This is a genomic window from Glaciecola sp. HA4-3 (assembly GCF_055693685.1).
Window position 1 is genome coordinate 798656 of the sequence record NZ_CM146340.1, and the last position, 21984, is coordinate 820639.

The 21984-nt window shown below is 38.9% G+C and carries 16 protein-coding genes and 3 pseudogenes; 7 read left to right on the forward strand and 12 right to left on the reverse strand.

Going from position 1 to position 21984, the window contains the following annotated elements; all coding sequences use genetic code 11:
* Window positions 1-218 precede the first annotated feature (218 nt).
* From ACZ1G6_RS03760 to ACZ1G6_RS03785, 6 genes and pseudogenes are all read right to left on the reverse strand, one after another.
* On the reverse strand, window positions 219-1082 hold the full coding sequence (locus ACZ1G6_RS03760) for a bile acid:sodium symporter family protein (RefSeq protein WP_472618128.1): 864 nt from the start codon (window positions 1080-1082) through the stop codon (window positions 219-221).
* Window positions 1082-1828, reverse strand: coding sequence for an SDR family oxidoreductase (locus ACZ1G6_RS03765; protein WP_472618129.1), 747 nt, complete (start codon window positions 1826-1828; stop codon window positions 1082-1084). The genes ACZ1G6_RS03760 and ACZ1G6_RS03765 overlap by 1 nt, the downstream gene beginning before the upstream one ends.
* A gap of 42 nt (window positions 1829-1870) precedes the next feature.
* Window positions 1871-2942, reverse strand: a pseudogene (locus ACZ1G6_RS03770) (phosphotransferase family protein).
* Between the two features lie 46 nt (window positions 2943-2988).
* Complete coding sequence (locus ACZ1G6_RS03775; protein WP_472618130.1) at window positions 2989-4209, reverse strand: acyl-CoA dehydrogenase family protein; 1221 nt, start codon at window positions 4207-4209, stop codon at window positions 2989-2991.
* A 115-nt stretch (window positions 4210-4324) separates the two neighbouring features.
* Complete coding sequence (locus tag ACZ1G6_RS03780) at window positions 4325-4909, reverse strand: thymidine kinase (protein ID WP_472618131.1); 585 nt, start codon at window positions 4907-4909, stop codon at window positions 4325-4327.
* Window positions 4910-5102: 193 nt separating this feature from the next.
* The gene (locus ACZ1G6_RS03785) at window positions 5103-7358 is read right to left on the reverse strand and encodes an acyl-CoA dehydrogenase (RefSeq protein ID WP_472618132.1); all 2256 of its coding nucleotides are present in this window, start codon (window positions 7356-7358) and stop codon (window positions 5103-5105) included.
* A gap of 308 nt (window positions 7359-7666) precedes the next feature.
* On the opposite strand from ACZ1G6_RS03785, the gene ACZ1G6_RS03790 reads away from it, so the two are divergent.
* Genes ACZ1G6_RS03790 through ACZ1G6_RS03800 form a run of 3 tightly spaced genes read left to right on the forward strand, consistent with a single transcriptional unit; the run spans window position 7667 to window position 9560 of the window.
* On the forward strand, window positions 7667-7924 hold the full coding sequence (locus ACZ1G6_RS03790; protein WP_472618133.1) for a DUF3081 family protein: 258 nt from the start codon (window positions 7667-7669) through the stop codon (window positions 7922-7924).
* 38 nt (window positions 7925-7962) lie between these two features.
* A complete protein-coding gene (gene lpxL / locus ACZ1G6_RS03795; protein ID WP_472618134.1) occupies window positions 7963-8901 on the forward strand; it encodes an LpxL/LpxP family Kdo(2)-lipid IV(A) lauroyl/palmitoleoyl acyltransferase in 939 nt (312 codons plus the stop codon).
* A gap of 32 nt (window positions 8902-8933) precedes the next feature.
* Window positions 8934-9560: a TcpQ domain-containing protein gene (locus ACZ1G6_RS03800; RefSeq protein ID WP_472618135.1), complete on the forward strand. Its 627-nt coding sequence runs from the start codon at window positions 8934-8936 to the stop codon at window positions 9558-9560.
* 17 nt (window positions 9561-9577) lie between these two features.
* Here the strand turns inward: ACZ1G6_RS03800 and glnE are convergent, their stop codons facing one another.
* The 3 genes from glnE to ACZ1G6_RS03815 all read right to left on the reverse strand — a co-directional run bounded on the left by glnE (window position 9578) and on the right by ACZ1G6_RS03815 (window position 13052).
* The gene (gene glnE / locus ACZ1G6_RS03805; RefSeq protein ID WP_472618136.1) at window positions 9578-11920 is read right to left on the reverse strand and encodes a bifunctional [glutamate--ammonia ligase]-adenylyl-L-tyrosine phosphorylase/[glutamate--ammonia-ligase] adenylyltransferase; all 2343 of its coding nucleotides are present in this window, start codon (window positions 11918-11920) and stop codon (window positions 9578-9580) included.
* Window positions 11892-12539, reverse strand: coding sequence for a hypothetical protein (locus ACZ1G6_RS03810; protein WP_472618137.1), 648 nt, complete (start codon window positions 12537-12539; stop codon window positions 11892-11894). Before ACZ1G6_RS03810 ends, glnE begins: the two co-directional genes overlap by 29 nt.
* A gap of 177 nt (window positions 12540-12716) precedes the next feature.
* A complete protein-coding gene (locus ACZ1G6_RS03815; protein ID WP_472618138.1) occupies window positions 12717-13052 on the reverse strand; it encodes a GIY-YIG nuclease family protein in 336 nt (111 codons plus the stop codon).
* Window positions 13053-13091: 39 nt separating this feature from the next.
* On the opposite strand from ACZ1G6_RS03815, the gene hldE reads away from it, so the two are divergent.
* Both hldE and ACZ1G6_RS03825 read left to right on the forward strand, forming a co-directional pair.
* Window positions 13092-14525: a bifunctional D-glycero-beta-D-manno-heptose-7-phosphate kinase/D-glycero-beta-D-manno-heptose 1-phosphate adenylyltransferase HldE gene (hldE, locus tag ACZ1G6_RS03820; RefSeq protein WP_472618139.1), complete on the forward strand. Its 1434-nt coding sequence runs from the start codon at window positions 13092-13094 to the stop codon at window positions 14523-14525.
* A gap of 34 nt (window positions 14526-14559) precedes the next feature.
* A pseudogene (locus ACZ1G6_RS03825) lies at window positions 14560-15625 on the forward strand (XrtA/PEP-CTERM system-associated ATPase).
* A 104-nt stretch (window positions 15626-15729) separates the two neighbouring features.
* Here ACZ1G6_RS03825 and ACZ1G6_RS03830 read toward each other — a convergent pair.
* Complete coding sequence (locus tag ACZ1G6_RS03830; RefSeq protein WP_472618140.1) at window positions 15730-17325, reverse strand: hypothetical protein; 1596 nt, start codon at window positions 17323-17325, stop codon at window positions 15730-15732.
* Between the two features lie 231 nt (window positions 17326-17556).
* Between ACZ1G6_RS03830 and ACZ1G6_RS03835 the strand changes: the two genes are divergently transcribed.
* Together ACZ1G6_RS03835 and ACZ1G6_RS03840 are read left to right on the forward strand one after the other, a co-directional pair.
* Window positions 17557-18969, forward strand: a complete 1413-nt coding sequence (locus ACZ1G6_RS03835) for a TIGR03013 family XrtA/PEP-CTERM system glycosyltransferase (protein WP_472618141.1) — start codon at window positions 17557-17559, stop codon at window positions 18967-18969.
* Window positions 18969-19822, forward strand: a pseudogene (locus ACZ1G6_RS03840) (XrtA system polysaccharide deacetylase). The gene ACZ1G6_RS03835 and the pseudogene ACZ1G6_RS03840 overlap by 1 nt, the downstream one beginning before the upstream one ends.
* On the opposite strand, the gene ACZ1G6_RS03845 reads toward ACZ1G6_RS03840, so the two are convergent.
* Both ACZ1G6_RS03845 and ACZ1G6_RS03850 read right to left on the reverse strand, forming a co-directional pair.
* Complete coding sequence (locus tag ACZ1G6_RS03845; RefSeq protein WP_472618142.1) at window positions 19819-20994, reverse strand: glycosyltransferase family 2 protein; 1176 nt, start codon at window positions 20992-20994, stop codon at window positions 19819-19821. The pseudogene ACZ1G6_RS03840 and the gene ACZ1G6_RS03845 overlap by 4 nt on opposite strands.
* Window positions 20995-21003: 9 nt before the next feature.
* The gene (locus tag ACZ1G6_RS03850) at window positions 21004-21975 is read right to left on the reverse strand and encodes an exosortase/archaeosortase family protein (RefSeq protein ID WP_472618143.1); all 972 of its coding nucleotides are present in this window, start codon (window positions 21973-21975) and stop codon (window positions 21004-21006) included.
* Window positions 21976-21984: the final 9 nt, after the last annotated feature.

Sequence of the window (21984 nt, forward strand, 5' to 3'; positions counted from 1 at the left end):
TAACTGCATTACCATACCCTTGCGCTAGTACTACCTTATCTTTATGCACTACACCAATAGACACACTAAGGCGTATAAAATGTATCTAAGGCTAATTCAACTTGGGCATCAAAATTGGCTTTGTCTAATGGTAATTTGGACCACGTTAATGAAGACCACATAAGCAAAAGGGATACGCAAAGTGCAATGGTAATGTGTTTGTTAAACATAAGCGTGATTTAAGCTTCCTTCCTTTTGGTTTTAGCATAGGCAACCAGTAATGAAGCGCCTAAATACATCATCACACCATAGACGCCTGCAACGACTGAGTATGATTCAACGCCAATTAAGGTGACAGCAATTAAAATTGCCATTGTTGCATTTTGTGTCCCGACTTCAATACCTAAAGTCACCCCATCTTTAACACTTAATATAAATAAGCGAGCTAGGAAAACACCCATCAAGGTGGCAATAAGGTTCAAGCCAATAGTAAGGATGAACATGTCTGGAAAAGCAGCGACCATCATGTCATATTCATCATAACTAATCTTTGCGATTAACATGATCATAAAAACAAAGGATGCTCGGCGAAAAAAAGGCTCGCTTTTAAGCGCAAAATTTAAAAACTTTGCTCTTACCAACATACCAATACTCACTGGCACCAATGAAATAAGCATTAAGCCCAAACTAACACTTAATAAAGAAAACTCAACTGGTTCACCTACTGAAAAGTACGCAATTGAAAACGCGATAATAAATGGGGTCGTAAAGACACAAATCACGGTTGTTACAGCAGTTAAGGAAATTGACAGTGCAAGATTGGCTTTAGCCAAATGTGCAAATAGATTAGAGGTTGTACCGCCGGGACAAGCTGCAATTATCATTAAGCCAATCGCGACAGATTCGGGGGCGTTAAACGCAACGGCAATGCCAAACGCCAGCAGCGGTAATAATACTAGTTGCCCAAATAATCCAACAAATACCGGCTTGGGTAATTTAAAAAGACGAACAAAGTCTGTCTTTTGCAAGCTTAATCCCATACCAAACATGATAATAGCTAAAACTAGGGGTAGTAAAACTTGTGTGAATATAGAGGCTTGCATTATGACATTTTTGCAAGACTAGAAAGAGGAGCTATACGCATTACGAGTTGTAAAATAGCCCATGGCCAACTCGGTACATAAGAATTAGCCCCTTCTTTTTCAATGGCTTTAACGATTGCTTTACAACCAGTTTCGGTATCTACCATAAATGGCACTTTCTCAACTTTCTCGTTAATTTCACTACGAATAAATCCTGGATGAACCGTCGACACTTTAATGGGGGTGCGCGCTAAATCAATACGAAGCCCTTCACTTAGTGATGTGATGGCAGCTTTCGTTGCTGCATAAACATTTAATGCGCGTCTAAAGCCTCGTACTGCGCTAATGGATGATATGGTGACTAGATGTCCATGATTTTGTTCTCTAAATATGCCTACCGCAGATTCACACTGTGCTAATGCTGAAACAAAATTAGTAATTGCGGTTTCTTTATTAGCTTCGAAGTATCCTGTACCGATAGAGGCGCCTTTGCCCATGCCTGCGTTTACAATTACTCTATCTAAGCTGCCTAATTCTTGTCTAAAGCTTTCAAATACCTCAAACACTTGAGGATGATTGTTCACGTCCAAAGACTTTATTGAAACAGTAATATCAGGGTTAATAGCGTGTAACTCTTCTTTAAGCGCTTCAAGTCGCTCTATGCGTCGAGCACACAAAGCAAGGTTCCGGCCCATTTTGGCATACTCGATTGCCATTCCCTTACCAAGGCCAGAGCTTGCGCCCGTAATTAATATATTTTTTCTCATTATTATTTTCCGATTAATCTAGTAGGGGTACTGGGTATTATTTTACTTCGCGTAACGCTTGATAATTTTGTTACAGCGATAGAGTAAATAGTGTACAAAAAACCACATATTTTTATATGCTTTGTTGCGCGTTTGTTTATGGTGATAACGATAATAAATTTGTTGGACTATGCCAGCTAATCTAAATAAGCCATACACTTCGTAAAATGCAAATTCACTAGCTTCAATCCCTTGTTTAGTACAATAATAGTCAATCACTTCTTGTCTAGTCATCATGCCAGGAATGTCGGTGGGTTGGCGTTGTGTACTTTTTGCTACAAAGTCGTCGTTGGCTTCAACCCAATAGGCCAAACTGTTACCTAAGTCCATTAAGGGGTCACCTAAAGTCGCAAGTTCCCAGTCAAGCACGCCTAGAATCTCGGTAGGGTCACTGCTATTTAAGACCAAATTATCAAAACGATAGTCATTGTGTGTAATGCATATTGTTTCTTTTTCAGGCATATTATTTTCAAGCTAAGGCCATAATTTTTTTTGCGCTTGGGACATTCCAAGTTTTTGCTTTGCTGTAGCGCGTAATCCATCCTTCTATTTGTCGTTGTGCATAACCGCTACCTTTTCCAATATGCTCTAAATTAGCGGCTTTATAATCAACATTATGTAGTTTAATCAGTTCATCTAACATCACTTTGCATAATTGATTTGCTTGTGACTTGCTGATATCCAAACCCCTAGGAAAATACTTGCGCGGAATAATGCCGTTAATTTTTTCCATGACATAAAATTCAGCGCCAATGATAGATTCATCATCCGTATAACCAAGCATGGTAGGCACTTTGTCATACACGGTATTCAACGCTGCCTGTAAACGATGCTCGCGGCCCATGTCATGAGCACCTTTTGCTTTAGTTCCGGCTGGTGGACGTCGCAGAATAATTTCTTTGTTCTCAAAACCCAGACAATAGGTCCAGTTAGATGCACCGCCTGAATATTGAGTTACCTGCATATCCCCCTGAAGATCAGGAACATGCTGCGCTAGCCATTCTTTTAAAGGCTCAACGGGTAATTCTTCGCCTTCTCTGACGGCCCCTGCTTTATCTAAGACTTTGTTTGTCATTTTCCATTGCCTTTTTCTTGTTTGGCTAGCTATAAGTGCTGGTTTGTTATCGATATTTTCTAAGCTCTAGGCGAGATACCATCGCCATATGCACTTCGTCAGGACCATCAGCAAGTCTAAGTGAACGTGCTCCGGCTGCAAAACGCGCAAGTGGGAAATCTCCACACATGCCAGCACCACCATGTAATTGTAGCGCAATATCAACAACCTGTGAGGCCATGTTAGGCACAACTACTTTAATTGCAGAAATATCAACCATTGCATTTTTAACGCCTAAGTTATCGATTTTCCATGCAGCTTGGAGTGTCAATAGCCTTGACTGTTCTATCAACATTCTTGCTTGTGCAATACGCTCTTTGTTGCCCCCTAATTCAATAAGCGGTCTACCAAATGCTTGTCGCGATAAAGCTCTTTTGATACCTAGTTCAAGTGCTTTTTCTGCCATACCAATTGCTCGCATACAGTGATGTATGCGCCCTAGTCCTAATCTACCTTGAGCAATAGCAAAGCCTTTGCCTAAGCCGACTAATAAGTTTTCTTTAGGGACTCGAACGTTGTTTAAGGTTAGTTCTCCATGTCCAAATGGTGCATCATAGTCACCATAGGCGGTTAACATGCGCTTTATAGTGAGCCCTTCGCTATCTAAAGGGACTATTACCATGGAATGTTGGTTATGTTTATCGTTATCCGGGTTAGACAAACCCATAAAAATCATCACTTTTGCATTTGGGTGGCCCAATCCTGTTGTCCACCATTTGGTTCCATTTAGCAGTAACTCGTCGCCTAAATCTTGTATCGTCGCTTCCATATTCGTCGCATCAGAGGAGGCAACGTCAGGCTCCGTCATTCCAAATACCGAACGTATTTCTCCGTTTAATAAAGGTTGTAGCCATGTTTCTTGCTGTTGCTTGTTACCGAAGTGATAAAGTACTTCCATATTACCAGTGTCTGGCGCATTGCAGTTAAATAACTCCGGTGCAAATAACACTCGACCCGTCTCTTCCGCAAGCGGCGCATATTCTAAACAACTTAAGCCTTGGGCCAATTGTGCATCTGGTAAGAATAGATTCCACAGGCCCTGTTCTTTTGCGATAGATTTAAGAGATTCGATTTTAGGGTGAACCTTCCAGTTCTGCCAATCTCCATCTGGGCTTAGCGCATGAATTTCTTCGTACATTTGGTTTTCGATTGGATAGACATGAGTATCCATAAAGTCACGAATGCGTTTGAGATAATCTTGGGTTTTAGGGTTGTGAGAAAAGTCCATGATAGAAGCCTTTTGTTTTGTAATGACTCTATACTAGTGTAATCCACTAGCGATCCACAAATTGCTTAAATTGACATCCAGTTATCATTCCCATTTATAATATGAACAGAAAGGATTATTTGTAAAAATCAGTAATTTGGCAGTAATGTTTTCGACATAAAGATACGTATTTTTCGTTTCCGCCAATATCGACTTGGTCACCATCGTTAATTACATTTCCCTGTTCATTCATTCTAGCAACAAAGTTAGCCTTTTTGCCGCAATGACAGATGGTCTTTAGTTCGCTTAATTTATCTGCCCATGCCAACAAATATTTGCTACCAGTAAATGTTTCTGCTCTAAAGTCTGTTCTTAAGCCATAGGCTAGTACTGGAATATTTAATTTGTCGACTATTTTTAAACATTGTTTGACTTGCTGTTTGGTTAAAAATTGAGCTTCATCGATAAAAATACAGGAGATTTTTTTGGCGCTAACGATGTCATTCATCACATCAAATAAGTTGGTGTCTTCTGAAAACAAGTGGGCAGGGGATTGTAAACCAATGCGCGATGCAATTTTGCCCTCTGCGAAACGATTGTCAAAAGCGACGGTAAATAGACAAACCTCCATCCCGCGTTCTTCGTAGTTGTATGCTGATTGAAGCAGGGAGGTTGATTTTCCAGCATTCATCGCCGAGTAATAAAAATATAATTGCGCCATTTGGGCTTGTTCCTGATATCAACTAACATGCCATGCTTGGAACATGATCTTGTTGGACTAATCGTTTTCTTGGTAATAGTGTAAAGCGAATTGTCGCAATTTGTAAGCAAGGTTTTTATCAATGGAAAAAAGTTGAGCATAAAAAAACGCCTTCTTAGAACAAGAAGGCGTCTTAATGATTACGATAATGAAATTATGCTGCGTTTTTATCGTCTACTGGACTATCAGACGCCAAGCTACCATCAGCGTTAAAAATCTCCATATCAAAGGTAAATTCATCCACTCTAACCGCAAGTTTGCGCTTTTCATTATACTCAAGCAAGGTAGCTGTTTCGTCTTGGCTTAACTCACCAGCTTCTTGAAGTTTGTTGACGGCATTCTCAAATGATAAGAAAGGTACGACTGGCGACTTACGAAGCGCCTTTTGCACTTTACTCAACAATGGCATTGCTGCATGTTTTGCTTTAAATGCTTGCTCGTTAATGTCATTGCCATCACCTGTAATAACTTTAACCGCATGAGTCAGTTGCTGTTTTATGCTGCTATCTTGTAATGCAGCGGTCGACAAGCGTCTTACCAAGTCATCACTAATTCCTTTAACAGAAGACGTGTATGTATTGGTCAATACTTTCATCAGCGCTTTGGTCGGTAAGTTAGGGAAGTTGTTTACAAAATCAACCACTGCCTTTTCACCTTGCTGCAACGACCATTCTACCGCGTATTCAAAATATGCTTGAGCTTCTTGTCTGTTTTCGACACGTTGCTCATAGAATCTGACCGCCGCCATTGCTGCATATACGTAACTAATCACATCGCCTAAACGAGCTGAAAGTAATTCCGCTTTTTTCAAATCCCCACCTAAAACAAGTAAAGATAAATCAGCAAGAGGCGCTAGTTTTGCTGCAAGCGTATTCAAGCGTTTTTCGTACTTGCGAACTTCAGGCAAACTTGAATCTGCGCTGCGCAAGAACGGTAGGTAGCTATTAGCCATACTTCTAAATGCATTTTTAACGCTGAATTTCACTGTTTTACCAAGTACTTTATTAAATTCAGCATCAGCGCTGCTATCATTGCTATGAATTAGGTCAACCATCTCTTTTAAATGTGGGTGACAACGCATCGCACCTTGTCCAAAAATCATTAAGTTTCGGGTTAAAATGTTTGCACCTTCAACAGTAATTGCGATAGGCAATGCCGAATAACCGTTTGCTAATGTGTTTTGTGGGCCACGCTGAATCGCTTTACCAGCTTGCACATCCATTGCAGAATTCAATACATCGCGGCCAAGTTCGGTCATGTGGTACTTCGCGATAGCCGTTACAACTGATGGTTTAAGGCCTTCCCCTAATCCTTCTGTTGTGAGCACTCGCATTGCTTCTAGCAAAAATGTTTTGCCCGATATATCTGCTAATTTTTCTTGAATACCTTCAAAACGGCCAATTGGCACGCCAAACTGTTCTCTAACAAAAGAGTATTCAGCAGTTGATTTAAACGCCGATTGAGCAGTAGCAACACCCATGGCTGGCAAAGAGATACCACGGCCTGCACCAAGACATGCCACCAGCATCTGCCACCCTTTTCCAATATTTTGTTGGCCACCAATAACAAAATCCATTGGGATAAACACATCGTTGCCCCGTGTAGTACCGTTATAAAAACGAACACCCATTGGGTCATGGCGATTACCCAGCTCTACGCCAGGATGTGATTTAGGAAGAAGTGCGCAAGTGATCCCAAGTTCAAGCTCTTCGCCAAGCAATTGGTCTGGATCAAATACTTTAAACGCTAAACCTAGCACGGTAGCAATAGGTGCTAATGTAATATAACGCTTGTCCCAACTTACGCGTAGACCTAATACTTCTTCGCCGTTGTGCATACCTTTGGTAACAATACCTGCGTCTGGGATTGAGCCAGCATCAGAACCTGCTTCTGGGCTAGTCAATGCAAAACAAGGAATATCTTTACCTACGGATAATCGTGGCAACCAGTAGTTTTGCTGGTCTTCTGTTCCATAGTGCATTAATAGCTCACCAGGACCTAAAGAGTTAGGTACCATTACCGTAACTGCGATCGCACCGCTTTTGGTAGCGATTGTGGTAACAACGGTAGAATTTGCATATGGGCTAAACTCTAAGCCACCGAATTTCTTCGGAATAATCATTGAGAAAAATTTCTCTTTTCCCAAAAAACTCAATACTTCTTCAGGGATGTGCTTACCATTTTGTAAGTCAAAGTCATCAATCATTGCCAGTAATTCTTGGACAGGACCATCCATGAATGCTTGCTCATCTTTTGTCAGTTTTGCTTGAGGAAGCTGACGTAAGGCAGCCATATCAGGCTTACCTTGATAAATAGAAGATTCAATCCACACATCGCCTGCATCAAGCGCTTCTTGTTCTGTGACTGAAATAGGAGGTAATACTTTCTTTAAATTTGTACGTAAACTCATGTTAACTTATCCGCTCATCTGACCAGTTGTGAATTGTATGAAACCACAAATTAATTAAAAGGTCAAAGTATTGTTCAAAGAACAAGCAATGCCTGTATGTATGGATTTACACTTTTTTAAGTTTAAACAAATGCATTTTGCCTAGCGTATGTAACCACATTAGTAAGTATATTTTCCCTAGTTTTGTCTTGGAAAACCTTACTATGTGGAGTAACAAGAAACACAAGCAAATCTGGCTTTACTTGATCTTTACCGACTGAACATGGGTTTAAATAAGCATTAATAATGTTGTGTACCTAGGGGGGAAAGTGAAAAACGAACTAGATAGTAAGTTTTTGTTAACGGTTTTCGAAAAGATTAGACAACATGGCCAAAAAGACGAACAATATTATTCGTTAGATGGAGTAAAAGCGTATACTGATTTTGATGGGTATACCTTATACATTGAAGATGCGTTGGTGAAGTTAAGTTTTGGTTTTCATAATCAATATCATTTTGATTATGAGTCAAGTAGTCACTTTGACGCATTTGAAAAAAAACTTAAGAATATTGTTAAGCAATACTGATAAATAACGAAGTTGTCGTATTGAGTTAGGGAGTAGGATTGGCTATTAATTCGGTTGAAATTCCAAGGTTTAGTTGGCGCTTTTTGCTTCCTCAATATTGGTTGCTGTGGTTTGGTGCAAGTATTCTATTTACTATTGTGCAAGTTTTGCCATTTATAGTATTACGTAAACTTGGCAAAGGCGTTGGATATTTATTACTGCGATTCGCCGGTAAGCGCACAAGTATTGCAAAACGTAATTTATCACTTTGCTTCCCACAATGGTCAGCTGAAAAAATCAATCAAGTTTATCATCAAAATATAGAACGAACGGGCATGGCTTTATTTGAAACAGCGATGGGCTGGTGGTGGCCAGATTGGAGGGTAAAAAGACATTGTAAAGTAGAAGGCTTTGAGCATGCTAAAGCTATTTTAGACAGTGGAAGATCTGTTTTTGGTTTGGCATTGCACAATGTTACGCTTGAAATTGGATTTAGAGCGCTTGGCCTTACCTATAAATCGCTCGGTTTCTATCGAAAGCATAATAACCCATTACTCAACTACCTTCAGTACAAAGGACGCGCGCGTTCAAATAAGTATTTGATTCATAAACGTGATTCGCGTTCACTCATCAAAGGCTTAAAAGAAGGTAATTTATGTACTTATTTGCCTGACCAAGACTATGGTGCAAAACAAAGCGTATTTGTGCCTTTTGGTGGCGTAGCTAAAACCGCAACGACAACAGCAACTTTGATGTTTGCTAAACGCGCAGATTCCGTCCCTCTTTTAATTAGTCCGCAATATACAGACACCGGATACGTAGTAAAAATCACTCCAGTGATTGAATATTTAGCCGATAACGACTCTAAGGAAAGTTTACTGACAAAACTCAATGCTGATATTCTGGCCTTGATTTGTGAGCAACCTGAAAGCTATTTATGGATGCACAAAAGATTTAAGACTCGCCCACCTGAAGAGCCTGAATCGCTATATAAGTAGTCACACTAAAGTTTATCAACACATGGCGATTTATGGCTAAGCAAACAATGTTTAATTTTTGGATGAAACGATTTTTGGTCATTGTTGCCGTGATTGTCGCTGCTATTGCCTTTTTGTTATATGCGCCTGAGCCAACAGGAGAAGCAGCAAGTGGTGAAGCCCAGAATCAATCAATCGCTGAGAATATGAGTCGTTTTTACGCTGAGTTTAGAGATACCTCCCGAGACCCAATAAAGGAGCGTTATGGCGATGACGTAGTATTGCTAGACAAAGATGAACGCTCGCTAGAACAAATGGTCACAGATTCAAGCAAAGAGACATTTGCAAAGCTTGAAAACTGGCAAGGTAGCTTTAAACAAAGAGCCTTTGCAAAGGGAAACAGCATTATGCAAGAGTCTATACAGCACGCTGCACAAGAAGGCTTTGGCTTAATCTGGGATTTAGAGCAGGACTTTATTGTTAGAGGGCGTTTTGTCACCAATTCTACTTTGGTAGGAATGCTAGAAGAGCTATCAGGGGCACTAGATAGTAATTTTGATAAGCCGATTTCAGTATATTATTGCTATAAACACCGAGCATTGGTGCTAAGTGACCGAACCAGTAATTATATTGTTCAAAACTGTGAAAAAAGCGCTGGTAGTCCGCAGCAATTTAACTGATCTTTTATTCTATAAGCTTAGTCATCACTAAGTGTCTTTTTATAATGCTCAAATACTTCTTTCATCGCGTTTGTTATGGTGTCGCCTTTTCTCGAGAGTGATTTGTTTGCTAACTGCGCTCGATGGCCACTATGTCTGATAGTCAAGTAAGCTCGTTTTAACGATTGGCAAACTTCGTAATCAATTTTACCATGCTCACAAATGGCATCTAATAGCCGCAAATTATCAGACCACTTGCAAATGCCTGGATGTTCATGGGCAAGACTCAGCACCCAAAATTGCACCATAAATTCAATATCAACAATGCCACCTTCAGCTTGCTTGATATCAATAAGATGTTCGTCGTGTTTTAGCAAATGTTCCCGCATTTTGGTTCGCATATTTACAATATCTTGCTTAAGTTTATTTATGTCCCTCGACTTACATAGAACGGCTTGACGCTTCTGGGCAAATTCATCACAAATATCCGTATTTCCATAGACTGGTCGGCTTCTGACTAGGGCTTGATGCTCCCATGTCCACGCTTCGTTTATCTGATAGTCAAAAAAAGACGAAATATGGCTAACTAATAGACCAGAATTACCTGAAGGGCGCAGTCTTAGGTCTATTTCATATAACTCACCACTATATGTCTTTACGTTACATATATGTCTTATGCGCTGGGCGAGCTTTATGAAAAACTCCTGATTAGTAATTGATTTTCGTAGACCTGAACTTGTCATTTCATTTAAAGGGTATGCATGCAAAAAGACAAGATCAAGATCAGAGCCATAGCTAAGTTCAATGCCCCCAAATTTCCCATAGGCTATGATCGCAAACCCATTGACGCATTGTGCGTCAGTTGTGCAAAGATTTTCTGCATCATCACCAGTCCCCTTGTTTGGGTAACCATGCAAGTCCACCATTTGTTGATATGCAATTTCAACGACTTTATGCATGATGACTTGAGCTAACAGCGTCAGCTTGTCGCTTACTTGATTAATGATTAAGGTTCTGGAAATATCGGCAGCGGCAATGCGTAATTGGTTTGTGTGTTTAAACTCTCGAAGTTTTTCATATACCGCTTCAACATCATCCGGTTCAATTCTAAGCATTGCTTCACGCAGTTGAGCTTGACAATCTTGCTTCCAATTTACTAGTGAAACTTCGTTTCTATCAAGATATTGAGGATGCAATATTTCGTCTAAAAGAACAGGGTATTTTGCAATTTGAGCGCTTATCCATAAACTTTTTTTACAAAGTAGTAGCAGACGTTCTCTTACTTTTGTATTTTCGCACAATAAGTCGATATAAGTCACACGGCCTAATATTGTATGTAATATGCCAAATACGCCTTTAATTTCATCTTCGCTAAACGTCTTTGAATATATGGAAAACTCGCTAAGTAATAAAGGAATTAACTTGTCAATCGATTGCACGGAGCGTTGACTGGCTCTTGAATGTTGAGTTGCTTGTTTAAAATCATTGAGTTGTTGGTAAAGAAACATCGCGCTTTGAGGGGCAACCAAGTCGCTAGTTGTGTCAACAAATTCTTGTGGAGTAAATTCAAGTGTCCATAAGTCTTCAAAAATAGTCAAATCATCATTGCGACAAATATCAGGGGCATCTGCATCATTCACTACTTGTAAAAATCCCCCATGAATACGCTGCATTGCCATATCGATAAGCAAGCGATATTCTTGTTCAGTCGCGACGCCAAGCGCAATGCATAGCCTTGCTTTATCGTTGTTGTTTTCAGGCAATGTTTGGGTTTGCTCATCATTAATAGCTTGAAGAAATTGCTCACACTTGCGCAATACTAAATAGTCGCTTAGTAAGCGTTTATATTCTACTTCATTGATCAACTCCCAACGTCTTAATTGGACCAAGGTTTGCAGTGTTGATGGGCTTTGCAGTTCAGTTATACGCCCTGCATGAATAAGTTGAATGCTTTGTACTAAAAATTCCAACTCTCGGATGCCACCTTGGCCTAACTTAATATTATTGACGATTCTTTTGCGCTTAACTTCCTTTTCTATTAATCGCTTCATTCCTCTAATTGCATCAATGGTCGTGTAGTCAATGTACTTTCGATAAACAAACGGTTTTATTATCGCGCAAAGCTCACCGTTGTAGGGAGTATCATTTAAAATTCGCATTTTTTGCATGGCGAATCGTTCCCATTGTCTACCTTGCTCTTGATAATAAGTCTCAAAAGCAGAGAAAGGCATGACCAATGGGCCACTTTCACCATGAGGCCTCAGCCTCATATCCACTCTATATGCTCTTCCATGATGAGTTACTTTGTCTAATAGGCTAATAAAGGTTTGCGCCGCTTTAGTGAAAAAGGCCTTAGTGCTCAATTGATTTACGACCACCATAGGTGTCTCCCTGCCTTGGGTAAGTAAAAATCAAATCGATATCAGAAGAAAAATTAAGTTCTTGGCCACCTAGCTTACCCATACCAATAATGATAAGTGATTGATTATCCAAAGGCTTGCCGTACCTTTTAGCTAGATGGTGGTGAATAAAAAGATATGCCTGTCTGATGATTGCATTAGCAAGGTTGGAAGTCACCTTTAAGGATGTTTCTATTGTTTGTGTATGTGCAAAATCACGCCAAGCAATTTGCATCATTTTGATATGCCGGAATATACGAATGGCATCACTTGCTTGCTCTATAGTATTACAAGTCGCTAATTTACTTGATAGTTGATGCTCGAAATCAAAGATACTTTGTTTTTGAATACTACTTTTTTTGTGAAGACTAGGTAAAACCTCTACACATTGATCTGGATAATGTAAAAACGTACGAGAGATGAAAGTACTGCACCTAAATGCATGAAGGATTTCTTGTTGATATTGGACGATTAAGGCATGTTTTGTTGGTTCTCTTTTTAGCTTCTCAGATAATTCATCGAAGCTTAATTGAGCTTGGGATTGAAGGTCTTGTGTGCTTTCACCTTGCTCATTAGTATGATGTTTCATATCATTTTTCATATGGAGACCTTTTTGACGCAATAAAACATGACAATATTTTGTGACCATTAGCTGATAAGGTGCTTTTATTCCCCTACCTAAGTTTATAGTAAACTATTTCTATTTGACGCGTCAGCGAATTAACTTGCTTATTTTGTATCAATTGGCGTGGGCTATTAAATCGGTGAATGTTGCTCTTTAGTTACGCAATTCATCAGCTATCGAGCTAATATCTATTTTTTCATACTCAAAAGGGAGCGCACGTTTATTTTCTATAAACAAACGTTTATTGGCTCTTGTCTGCTTTTTCAGCCAGATTTCAGCTTTTAATGCTTGTGAATGATTGGCTAACTTAATTAAGCATTTTATAGTGAATGGTCCTTTGCCTTTTAAGGCTTTTGCAGATTTAGGTGAACCCGTTAAATGTTCAGCTATTCTTCTGCGCCAATCAGGACTAATTCCTGTGTACAAGTGCAGATATTTAGTTTCAATAATATACAAATACCAAGCTTGTGCTGATTTTTCTGTTGGCATTGTTATACTTACGTTCTTTACTAAAAAATGAAGAGTAGCATGTATCCCACCAAGTCGTTACCTGATTTTAGTCAGATTCGTATGCTTATTGTTGGTGACGTAATGCTTGATAGGTATTATCAAGGTTCTGCGAATAGAATATCGCCTGAAGCACCAGTTCCCGTGGTTAAAGTTGACACGTGTGATGATCGCTCTGGAGGCGCCGCAAATGTGGCAGTAAATGCGGCTGCGTTAGGAGCAAATGTTAGCATATTGGGTCTAATTGGTGATGATGATGCTGGCGCATCACTTCGCAAGGCATTATCGTCTCACAACATTCATCATCAATTGATTGTAAAAGATGGCCTTGAGACCACCACAAAACTGCGGGTTCTTAGTCGCAATCAGCAATTATTGAGATTGGATTTTGAGTCTTCATATTTCACGTCAGATAAAGCCGATTTAATTGAACGATACAAAGCGCTTATCAATGAGGTCGACCTTGTTGTTTTGTCAGATTATGCAAAGGGAACACTCTGTGAACCTCAAGTTTTTATCGACATTGCGAAGGCGCAAAATAAAACGGTAATTGTCGATCCTAAGACGAGTTCATTCGCCAATTATTCGGGTGCGAATATAATTACCCCTAATATGACAGAGTTTGAGCAGATACAAGGTAAATGTGAAAATGAGGCGCAAATTCAAGCAAGTGCGACGGCCTGTTGTGAGAAAAATGATATTGACTATATTTTGGTCACACGCGCAGAAAAAGGAATGTCTTTATTTTCAAAAGCAGGAAAAGCTTATCATTTGCCTGCTCTAGCAAGAGAGGTGTTTGATGTTACCGGAGCTGGAGATACGGTTGTCTCTACTTTGGCATGTTCCTTAGCCGCTGGCGCGAGTATTGAAAAGGCATGTACGCTTGCTAATCATGCCGCAGGACTTGTGGTTGCAAAGTTAGGGACCTCATCTGTTTCCCAGTCAGAACTTTCTTTTTCACTTAACAATGGTGAAGCGCTCAATGGCGGCGTTGTGGGGCAAGCAGAATTAAAATTTGCGCTTGCACAAGCAAAGGCAAAAGGCGAAACAATCGTCATGACAAACGGATGTTTCGATATTTTGCATCAAGGTCACTTAAGCTATTTAGAAGAAGCTGCAAAATTAGGAGACAGATTAGTAGTTGCCGTAAATTCTGATGCAAGCGTTGAAAAGTTAAAGGGCAATGGAAGACCAATCAATACTGTTGATGCCCGGATGGCTTTGCTTAGCGGCTTGTCTTGTGTGGACTGGGTAGTGGAATTCTTTGAAGATACACCACAGCGGCTTATAGCAAACATATTGCCAGACATTTTGGTAAAAGGTAAGGATTATAAAGTTGACGAAATTGCAGGCGCCAAAGAAGTGATAGAAAATGGTGGTCAAGTGAAAACTATATCTTTAGTCGAAGGTGTGTCTACTACAGCAATAATTTCGCAAATTATGGGTATAAAGTGATAAGATTGTTTAAAATCAAAAAGTAGATGAAAAAATGTACGAAAGTTATTACGGCTTAAATTCAAAGCCGTTTCAATTAACCCCTGATCCAGCTTTCTTTTATGCCAGTAAATTGCACAAGCGTGCTATGTCATATCTGCAGTATGGCTTATCTCAAGCTGAGGGATTTATTGTCATAACAGGTGATATTGGTACAGGTAAAACAACTATTGCTAATAGTCTTCTTGAGCAAGTCCAAGAAGATATTTATGCGGCTCAAATAGTTACACCTAAATTATCCCCCGACGAAATATTAAAGATGGTGGCATCTAAGTTTGGTTTAGATATTAGTAACAAAACTAAAACCGAGCTACTTGAAGCCTTACAAAATTTTTTGCAAAGTCTTGCAAGGACTGGAAAAAGGGCACTTTTACTGGTTGATGAAGCACAAAATTTACCCTTAGAAACGATAGAAGAACTTCGTATGTTGTCAAATTTTCAACATGCAGGAAAACCTTTGTTACAAAGCTTTTTGCTTGGCCAACCAGAACTTCAAGATATATTACGAGCACCAAATATGGAGCAGTTTAGGCAGCGTATTGTAGCTTCTTGTAATTTGGCTCCGCTTAACGCACAAGAATGTACTGATTACATTAAATATAGACTCCAACATGCAGGTGCTAAGAAACTAGATATATTTGATGAAGATGCCTTAAGCGCGATTCACACATTCACTCGTGGTGTTCCCAGAAAAATAAATACCTTAATGGATAGGGTAATGTTGTTTGGTTTTCTAGAAGAGCTTGAAATGTTTACATTGGAACAAGTCAGTGGTGTCATTGATGAAGTAAAGGATGAAATGTTTGAGCCTGACAAAAATCAAACGCAGAGCGTGACGCAAGCAATACAGTCTAATCAAGACCAAGCAGTTGCGTTGCTTACGCCAAGGTGGTAATGAATTACATAATGATTCGTCACATTACATTACAATGTTGGTTGAGTTAGTTGATGCGCTTGAGGGTGCTATGCACGATAAAGTGAAGTTGACTCAATATATTAATAAAATGCTAAAAGACAAATATCAAACCAACGTCCGTGTTAAAGATAGCGACAAAGAATAACCTTGGTTTATTCTTGTCGCCGGCCTCTTCCAGTATCAAAGAACTGATAATTAATACTCAGGCCCAAGCGATTATCGCTTAAAGCGCCTTGAACACCGTTAAAACTAAGGCAAGCCAAAACCTACTTCACCGTCTCGCTCTAGCCTTCTAATACTCAACGTCAGTGTAAAGTCGCGACCAAAGTTCTTGATATATTTAAGATCGGCTTGTTTGACGATAGCTTCATTTATCTCATCAATCAGGTTCTCTTTAATATCTCTGTATTCGAGTGATGCCACAAGTCTTGATGTTCTGCTTAATTCGTAGCTAATTTCGCCTTCAATCGCGCTTGTCTCCACTTGTCTTTCGATTTCAAGCGCGTCTGTATTTTGCCATAATAAGTTAACACGGCTGGTTGTTCGGCGTTTTTTAAGAATAAAACCTGAGCTTAATGATTTGCTGATGACAATGTTGTCATTAACTTGGGCAACCTGCTCTAACTTTGGACTAAGGGTTTGCCCCGGGCTTAATGGACTAGTAATTTCTGTTCTAAGGTCGCATGCAGAGACATCAGAAACACCGGGGTCACAGACATAAATGCCTGCTAATTCGTTAAATAAGCTAATTTGAGCGTTTGAATTAACTTCCTCGTTGTATCTTACAAAACTTGCTAGATCACGCGTTCTTTGATTCAAACTAAAACTGATGCTATCACCAAAAAATCGCCGGCTAAATGCTCCTGATACGTTTGTATATCGAGAGAAGTCCCATCCAAGTTCGGTACTTAAAAAGTTACCTTTTAAATCAACATTTTCGTCAGAACTTGATTCTCCGTCAGAGCTATTAATAAAAATGCTGATAAAACGGTTTGGGCTTTCTCGCCATATCAGGCCTAAGCCACCATAATAAAACTCTTGTGTTTGGTCGGCTAAATCGTTCTCGTTATCGACATCGTTTTGCTCATAAAAGCCTTGAATACCAAGCCCAAAAGAATCGTAGATTTGAATCTCGTCCAAGGCTGTAAAGTTTGAGTACGTAAAATCACCCTGAGCTTCTCTTTGCACTTGTTGCGTGTTAGCAGAGACTTCAAACGTATTACTTTTTATATTTGGACCACTCTCAAGATTAAACGCTGCCCCATAAGTTTCATTGTTTGCTAAATTGTTTGTATTAGCATTGAGGCTTTCATCTTCAAATGTGACTTTGTTTTTTGCATATTGAGTACTTAAAGACCAATTAACTAAAGGGTTGTTTTGACCAAAAAACGATAAGGTTGAGGTATGTTGCGATTGTTTAGCGATGTCATTTCGCGCAAGAAAATCGTTTGCTTCAAAGGTATCAGAAGCAACTCCTCTATAATTTTGTCGACCACTAACGCTAAGTAACACAAAATTGTCGATGATGCTTAGCGCGCCATCATAATCAAAATTGACAAAGTTTCGAGTTTCATTGAGCAATTCATTGTCTTCAAAACGGTCTATATGCGTGCCTTCAATATTTGTGAACAAACGCATTTTTCTGTTTTGTAGTTCAGCAATAATGTAAGGCTTAATAAGTGCAACATCGCTATCAAAGTCAGCTTCGTTTTCAGCAGTGGTAGATTGTGCAATTAAATTAGTATTGAGTCCGGTTTTTACCGAAAAATCACTTGATGAAACTGCGGCGCTCTGCAGTAATATTATGGGTAACAAAAATGAGGAAAAGGTAATAGACGCTTTCACAGTTATTCAATAGTTTCTTAGTTAATGTGCTAGTCTATCACTTTTAATTCAAAGCTCAAAAACTCTTCAAAATCACCCACTAGGATATTACTTGTTTAATCGCTGGAATGATTAATTTAATGAATTTACAACAAGAGTAGTTTACAATTCACGGCCAATTTGCGGTAGCTTCTGTTTGCGGAAGAGCTTCACGATAACTATATGTTTTTTATTCTTAGGGAATGAGTGTTAATGTCATCTAGCAACAAATTAAGTAAAAAACGCCCAATTATTATTGCTGGTCTAGAAGCCGTTTTTGTTTTTTATGCTTGTTATTTCGGCATAAAATTATTGGGGTTTACAGATTACTTTAGCGTGATAGTAGGCAGCACTTTGTCGGTAAACGTGGGCCTTTTTGTTGTTGTTTTTTTAATCACAAACTACTCTGTTGGTTTATATGAAAATAACTTAAGAGAGCCGTTTCGAGGAATTATTCGCCGAATTTTCGTGGGCGTAATTGTTAGTTCATTTATCATCATAATATTTACCAATACTTTGCTTACGTCCAAATTGATAGAACCTGCATACCACCTAGCGATGGCTAGTTGTGCATTAGTTGCATCTGTTAGCATTCGTTATGCATTTTTGCGGATTCGGTTTTTTGATTTTACAAAATCTAAAATTCTCGTCATCGGAGCAGGGGTTCGAGCCTCCATCATCGAAAAGCGGATGCGCAGAGATGTTGATAGAGCTGGATTTGAATTAGTAGGCTTTGTTCCTGTCATTGGTGATGCGCTAGAAAAAGGCGTTAAAAATGAATGTGTCATCGATATCAATATTGAAACAGACCTAAAAACTTACGTACTTGAAAATGGTATTGATGAAATTGTTGTGGCTAGCGATCAACGCAGAGGGTCTTTGCCTGTTCAAGATTTGTTTGATTTGCGTGTTTCTGGTGTTTTGATAACCGACTTACTTAACTTTTTGGAAAGGGAGCTATCGCTTCTTTTGGTTGATTTAATGTACCCTAGTTGGGTCATTTATTCTGATGGTTTTAACTCGCAGCGTTACCTTCGGCAAGCTTTAGACTACACGCTGAACATCATCGTAGCGTCGCTTATCTTTTTCTTTGTTTGGCCATTTATGCTTATTACTGCGATTATCATCTACTTTGACGATGGCAGAAGCACGGGCGCGAGTGTGTTTTACAAGCAGCAGCGCGTGGGGAAAAATGGCGTGCTTTTTGACATTATTAAATTTAGAAGTATGCGACCAGACGCTGAAAAAGATGGAGCAAAGTGGGCGAGTAAAAATGATGACAGAACAACGTCTATTGGTAACTTCATCCGCAAATACCGTGTTGATGAATTACCTCAGCTCTTTAATATTATGAAAGGCGAAATGTCATTCATTGGCCCTAGACCAGAGCGACCTGAATTTGTTGAAAAGCTGGCTGAAGAAATCCCTTATTTTAATGAGCGTCATAATGTCAAACCTGGTTTAGCCGGTTGGGCGCAGTTAAACTATCCCTATGGCGCGAGCGTTAAAGACAGTAAAGAAAAGTTAAATTTTGATTTATATTATGTAAAGCACCAAAGCTTGCTGTTGGATTTACTTATTTTAATTAGAACGGTCGAAGTTGTCATATTTGGTAAGGGACGATAATGAAAAATAAGCATGACCTATCCATGAATGTTATGACAGTCGATGTTGAAGATTATTTTCATGTGTCGGCGTTTGAAGACGTTATAAAACCGTCTCAATGGGGTGACATAAGGCCTAGAGTCGATAAAAACACCCATCGTTTATTAGATTTGTTTGATGAAAACGATGTTAAAGCTACGTTTTTTGTTTTAGGGTGGGTGGCGAATCGATTTCCTGAGCTTATTAAGCGAATGGCTGATGAAGGTCATGAAGTTGCTAGTCATGGTAGCAATCACAAACGAACAACTTTGATGACTCCTGATGATGTCCGAGAAGACATAAGGGTTAGCAAAGATATTTTAGAACAGGCTTCTGGTAAAAAAGTCATTGGTTATCGCGCGCCTAGTTTTTCGATTGATAAAACTAATGAGTGGGTCTTTCAATTACTGGTTGACCTAGGGTTTATTTACTCGTCGAGTACCTATCCGATCACACATGATTTATATGGTGTGCCCGAATGGCCCCGTTTCAAATACCAAAGACCAGAAGGGATTTGGGAAGTGCCAGTGTCAACGCTTAACAAAGGCGACAAAAATCAAGGTATCGGTGGCGGAGGATTCTTCCGTCTGTATCCATATTGGCTATCAAATTCAAGAATCCGATCATACCTAAAAGAGAATGATCAACCTTACAACTTCTACTTTCATCCTTGGGAAATTGACCCAGAACAACCTAGAGTTCAGGATGCGCCTTTTAAATCCAAGTTTAGGCATTATATTAATCTAGGCGTGATGGAAAAAAATTAATTAAGCTAATGAAAGACTATCAGTGGTCTTCAATGGCTGAGGTTTATGATTTTAAAGGGAAGGGCTAACCTTCTCTTGGTTTCCATATCGCAATTTTTTGCCCTTTTGAAAATAAGACAAAAGCTCTTAAACAAGTATAATTTAAAAGCGTTAAGTAGTAAGGCAGATAAAACACTACTTTGCTACTGACACCATTTTTAGCATTTACGTATCCAATAAACGCAAAGACATAAAAAAGTATTTGTAATACAAATAACACCAGAAAGCTTATGTGGCTAGGCACTAAAAGTATGTTCGTAATAAAAGCAAAGATTTGGGGAATGAAAGCTAAGTATCTTAGTAGCTTATGAGATAATAATTGAAAGCTGAACATTGGAAAAGCAAAAGGGTTTAGCAGACTTCGCATATCCCATAATGCCCACATTGCGCGTAAGTTAACTCGAATTCGCATCTTCAGTTCCTGCTCTGTACTTGTCAAAGCATCTTCAATCAGCAGCGCATTAGGAGCGTAAGTTACCGTAAATCCTTGTTTCACAACATGTAAAGGCTGAACAAAATCAGGTAGCTGATCATCCCTTAATTGGGTAAACAAAGACTTTCGCATAGCATCTATACCACCATCCACACCTACCACAGAAGCGAGTTTTCGTTCATGTTCTCTGAGAAAGTTTTCGTATTTCATGTATGCACTGCACCCAAGAGATGTTCCATCTCCAGATTGCGTTTGATACATCATTTTACCGGTTACAAATCCAACTTTAGAGTCTTCAAACACTTCTACTAAGCGCAGTAACGCATCATTATCAAAAATAGAATTAGCGTCACTAAATACTAATAACTCACCTTTTGCAATTTTAACAGCTTTGTTGACGCCTGCGGTCTTTCCCTTCCGTGGAACCTGCCTAATAAGGGTTAAAGGTACAGAAACTTGTGAGCTTAGCTGGTTGACTATATTATCGGTATCATCTTCTGACTCATCAGATACAACGATAATTTCCATTTTAGAAGAAGGATAGTGTTGTTCCACCTTGTTACGTATGGTTTTCTCGATTACATCTTGCTCATTAAAGGCAGGGATAATAATAGAGATTGAGGGTAAATCGTCAGTATTAGCAAGTGTATATTCTGAAATAGGATTAGGCTTTCCTACTGTCATCGATAATAAATATATAAATAAAGGGTAGCCTATATATATATAGAACAGTGTTGCCAGCGTAAAAAAGAATATATAAGTAATCATTTTATATCGTTAAATAAGGATCAAATTAGCGTAAAAGCTCAATGCACTCATAACTATGACAGGCAAGAAGACGATTATCAGTTTTTGTGGTGTGTAAATGTTATTCCCTTGAATGTTTTTTGCATTAATAACATTAACAGTACTATTTTCATTGATAGGAAATTTCAGCCATAACAAAGGAATCATAAATATAAAAAATACAATAAAACCAAAAGTCTCATGATCCTCCATTAGACTACTTTGCATCTGAGTTTCGCTTCCTATAACTACGAGTATTAGGATGCGAACCCAATTGGCAAACAATGACAAAATAAGGGCAGCAGAAATTACGATTAATATTCTTTTTATGCTTAATTTATCTAACACAGATATGATTATAGCTAAAGCAAGGCACATTGTGACGTAACGAACTCCAGAGCAAGTTTCCGCTATTTTAATTACGCCATATGGTAAGTAGATCATATCGTGTTCGATATAAGCTGTTAGGTTAATAAATTTCAAAGTAAACCCGACCACTATTGCGGCAATATCAACCAATATCGGCACGATATGGTCAAGGGTTGTAGTTGTAAACAGAAACAATAAAACAATTAACGCGACTAAAAACTGTTTTTGAATGACAAACAGACTTTGAATGCTTGCGTAAAATATCAAAATCATTAACCACTGCTCAAGCACTAAAATAGAGGCTTTATGTGCAATAAATCCTAACAAAACGGCTATCAAAAGCCCTATGGTGGGGTAAAGTGATATTGTTGTTCTTAGACTAAAAACTCCCATATTGATATAAAAGAGGTAGCCTATTCCTAACAACAATATCCAAGAGTGACCTTGATTTTCATTAAGTAAATTCCACTTTTGAAACATTACATTCGCTGTTTCAAAATTAGAACCTACTGCTACTGCAAAACACAAAATAACACAAAGAAACTTTGTAAATGACGACTCTTTATGTAAGTTAGCTTGAGTAGCATCAGTCATTGTATGCGT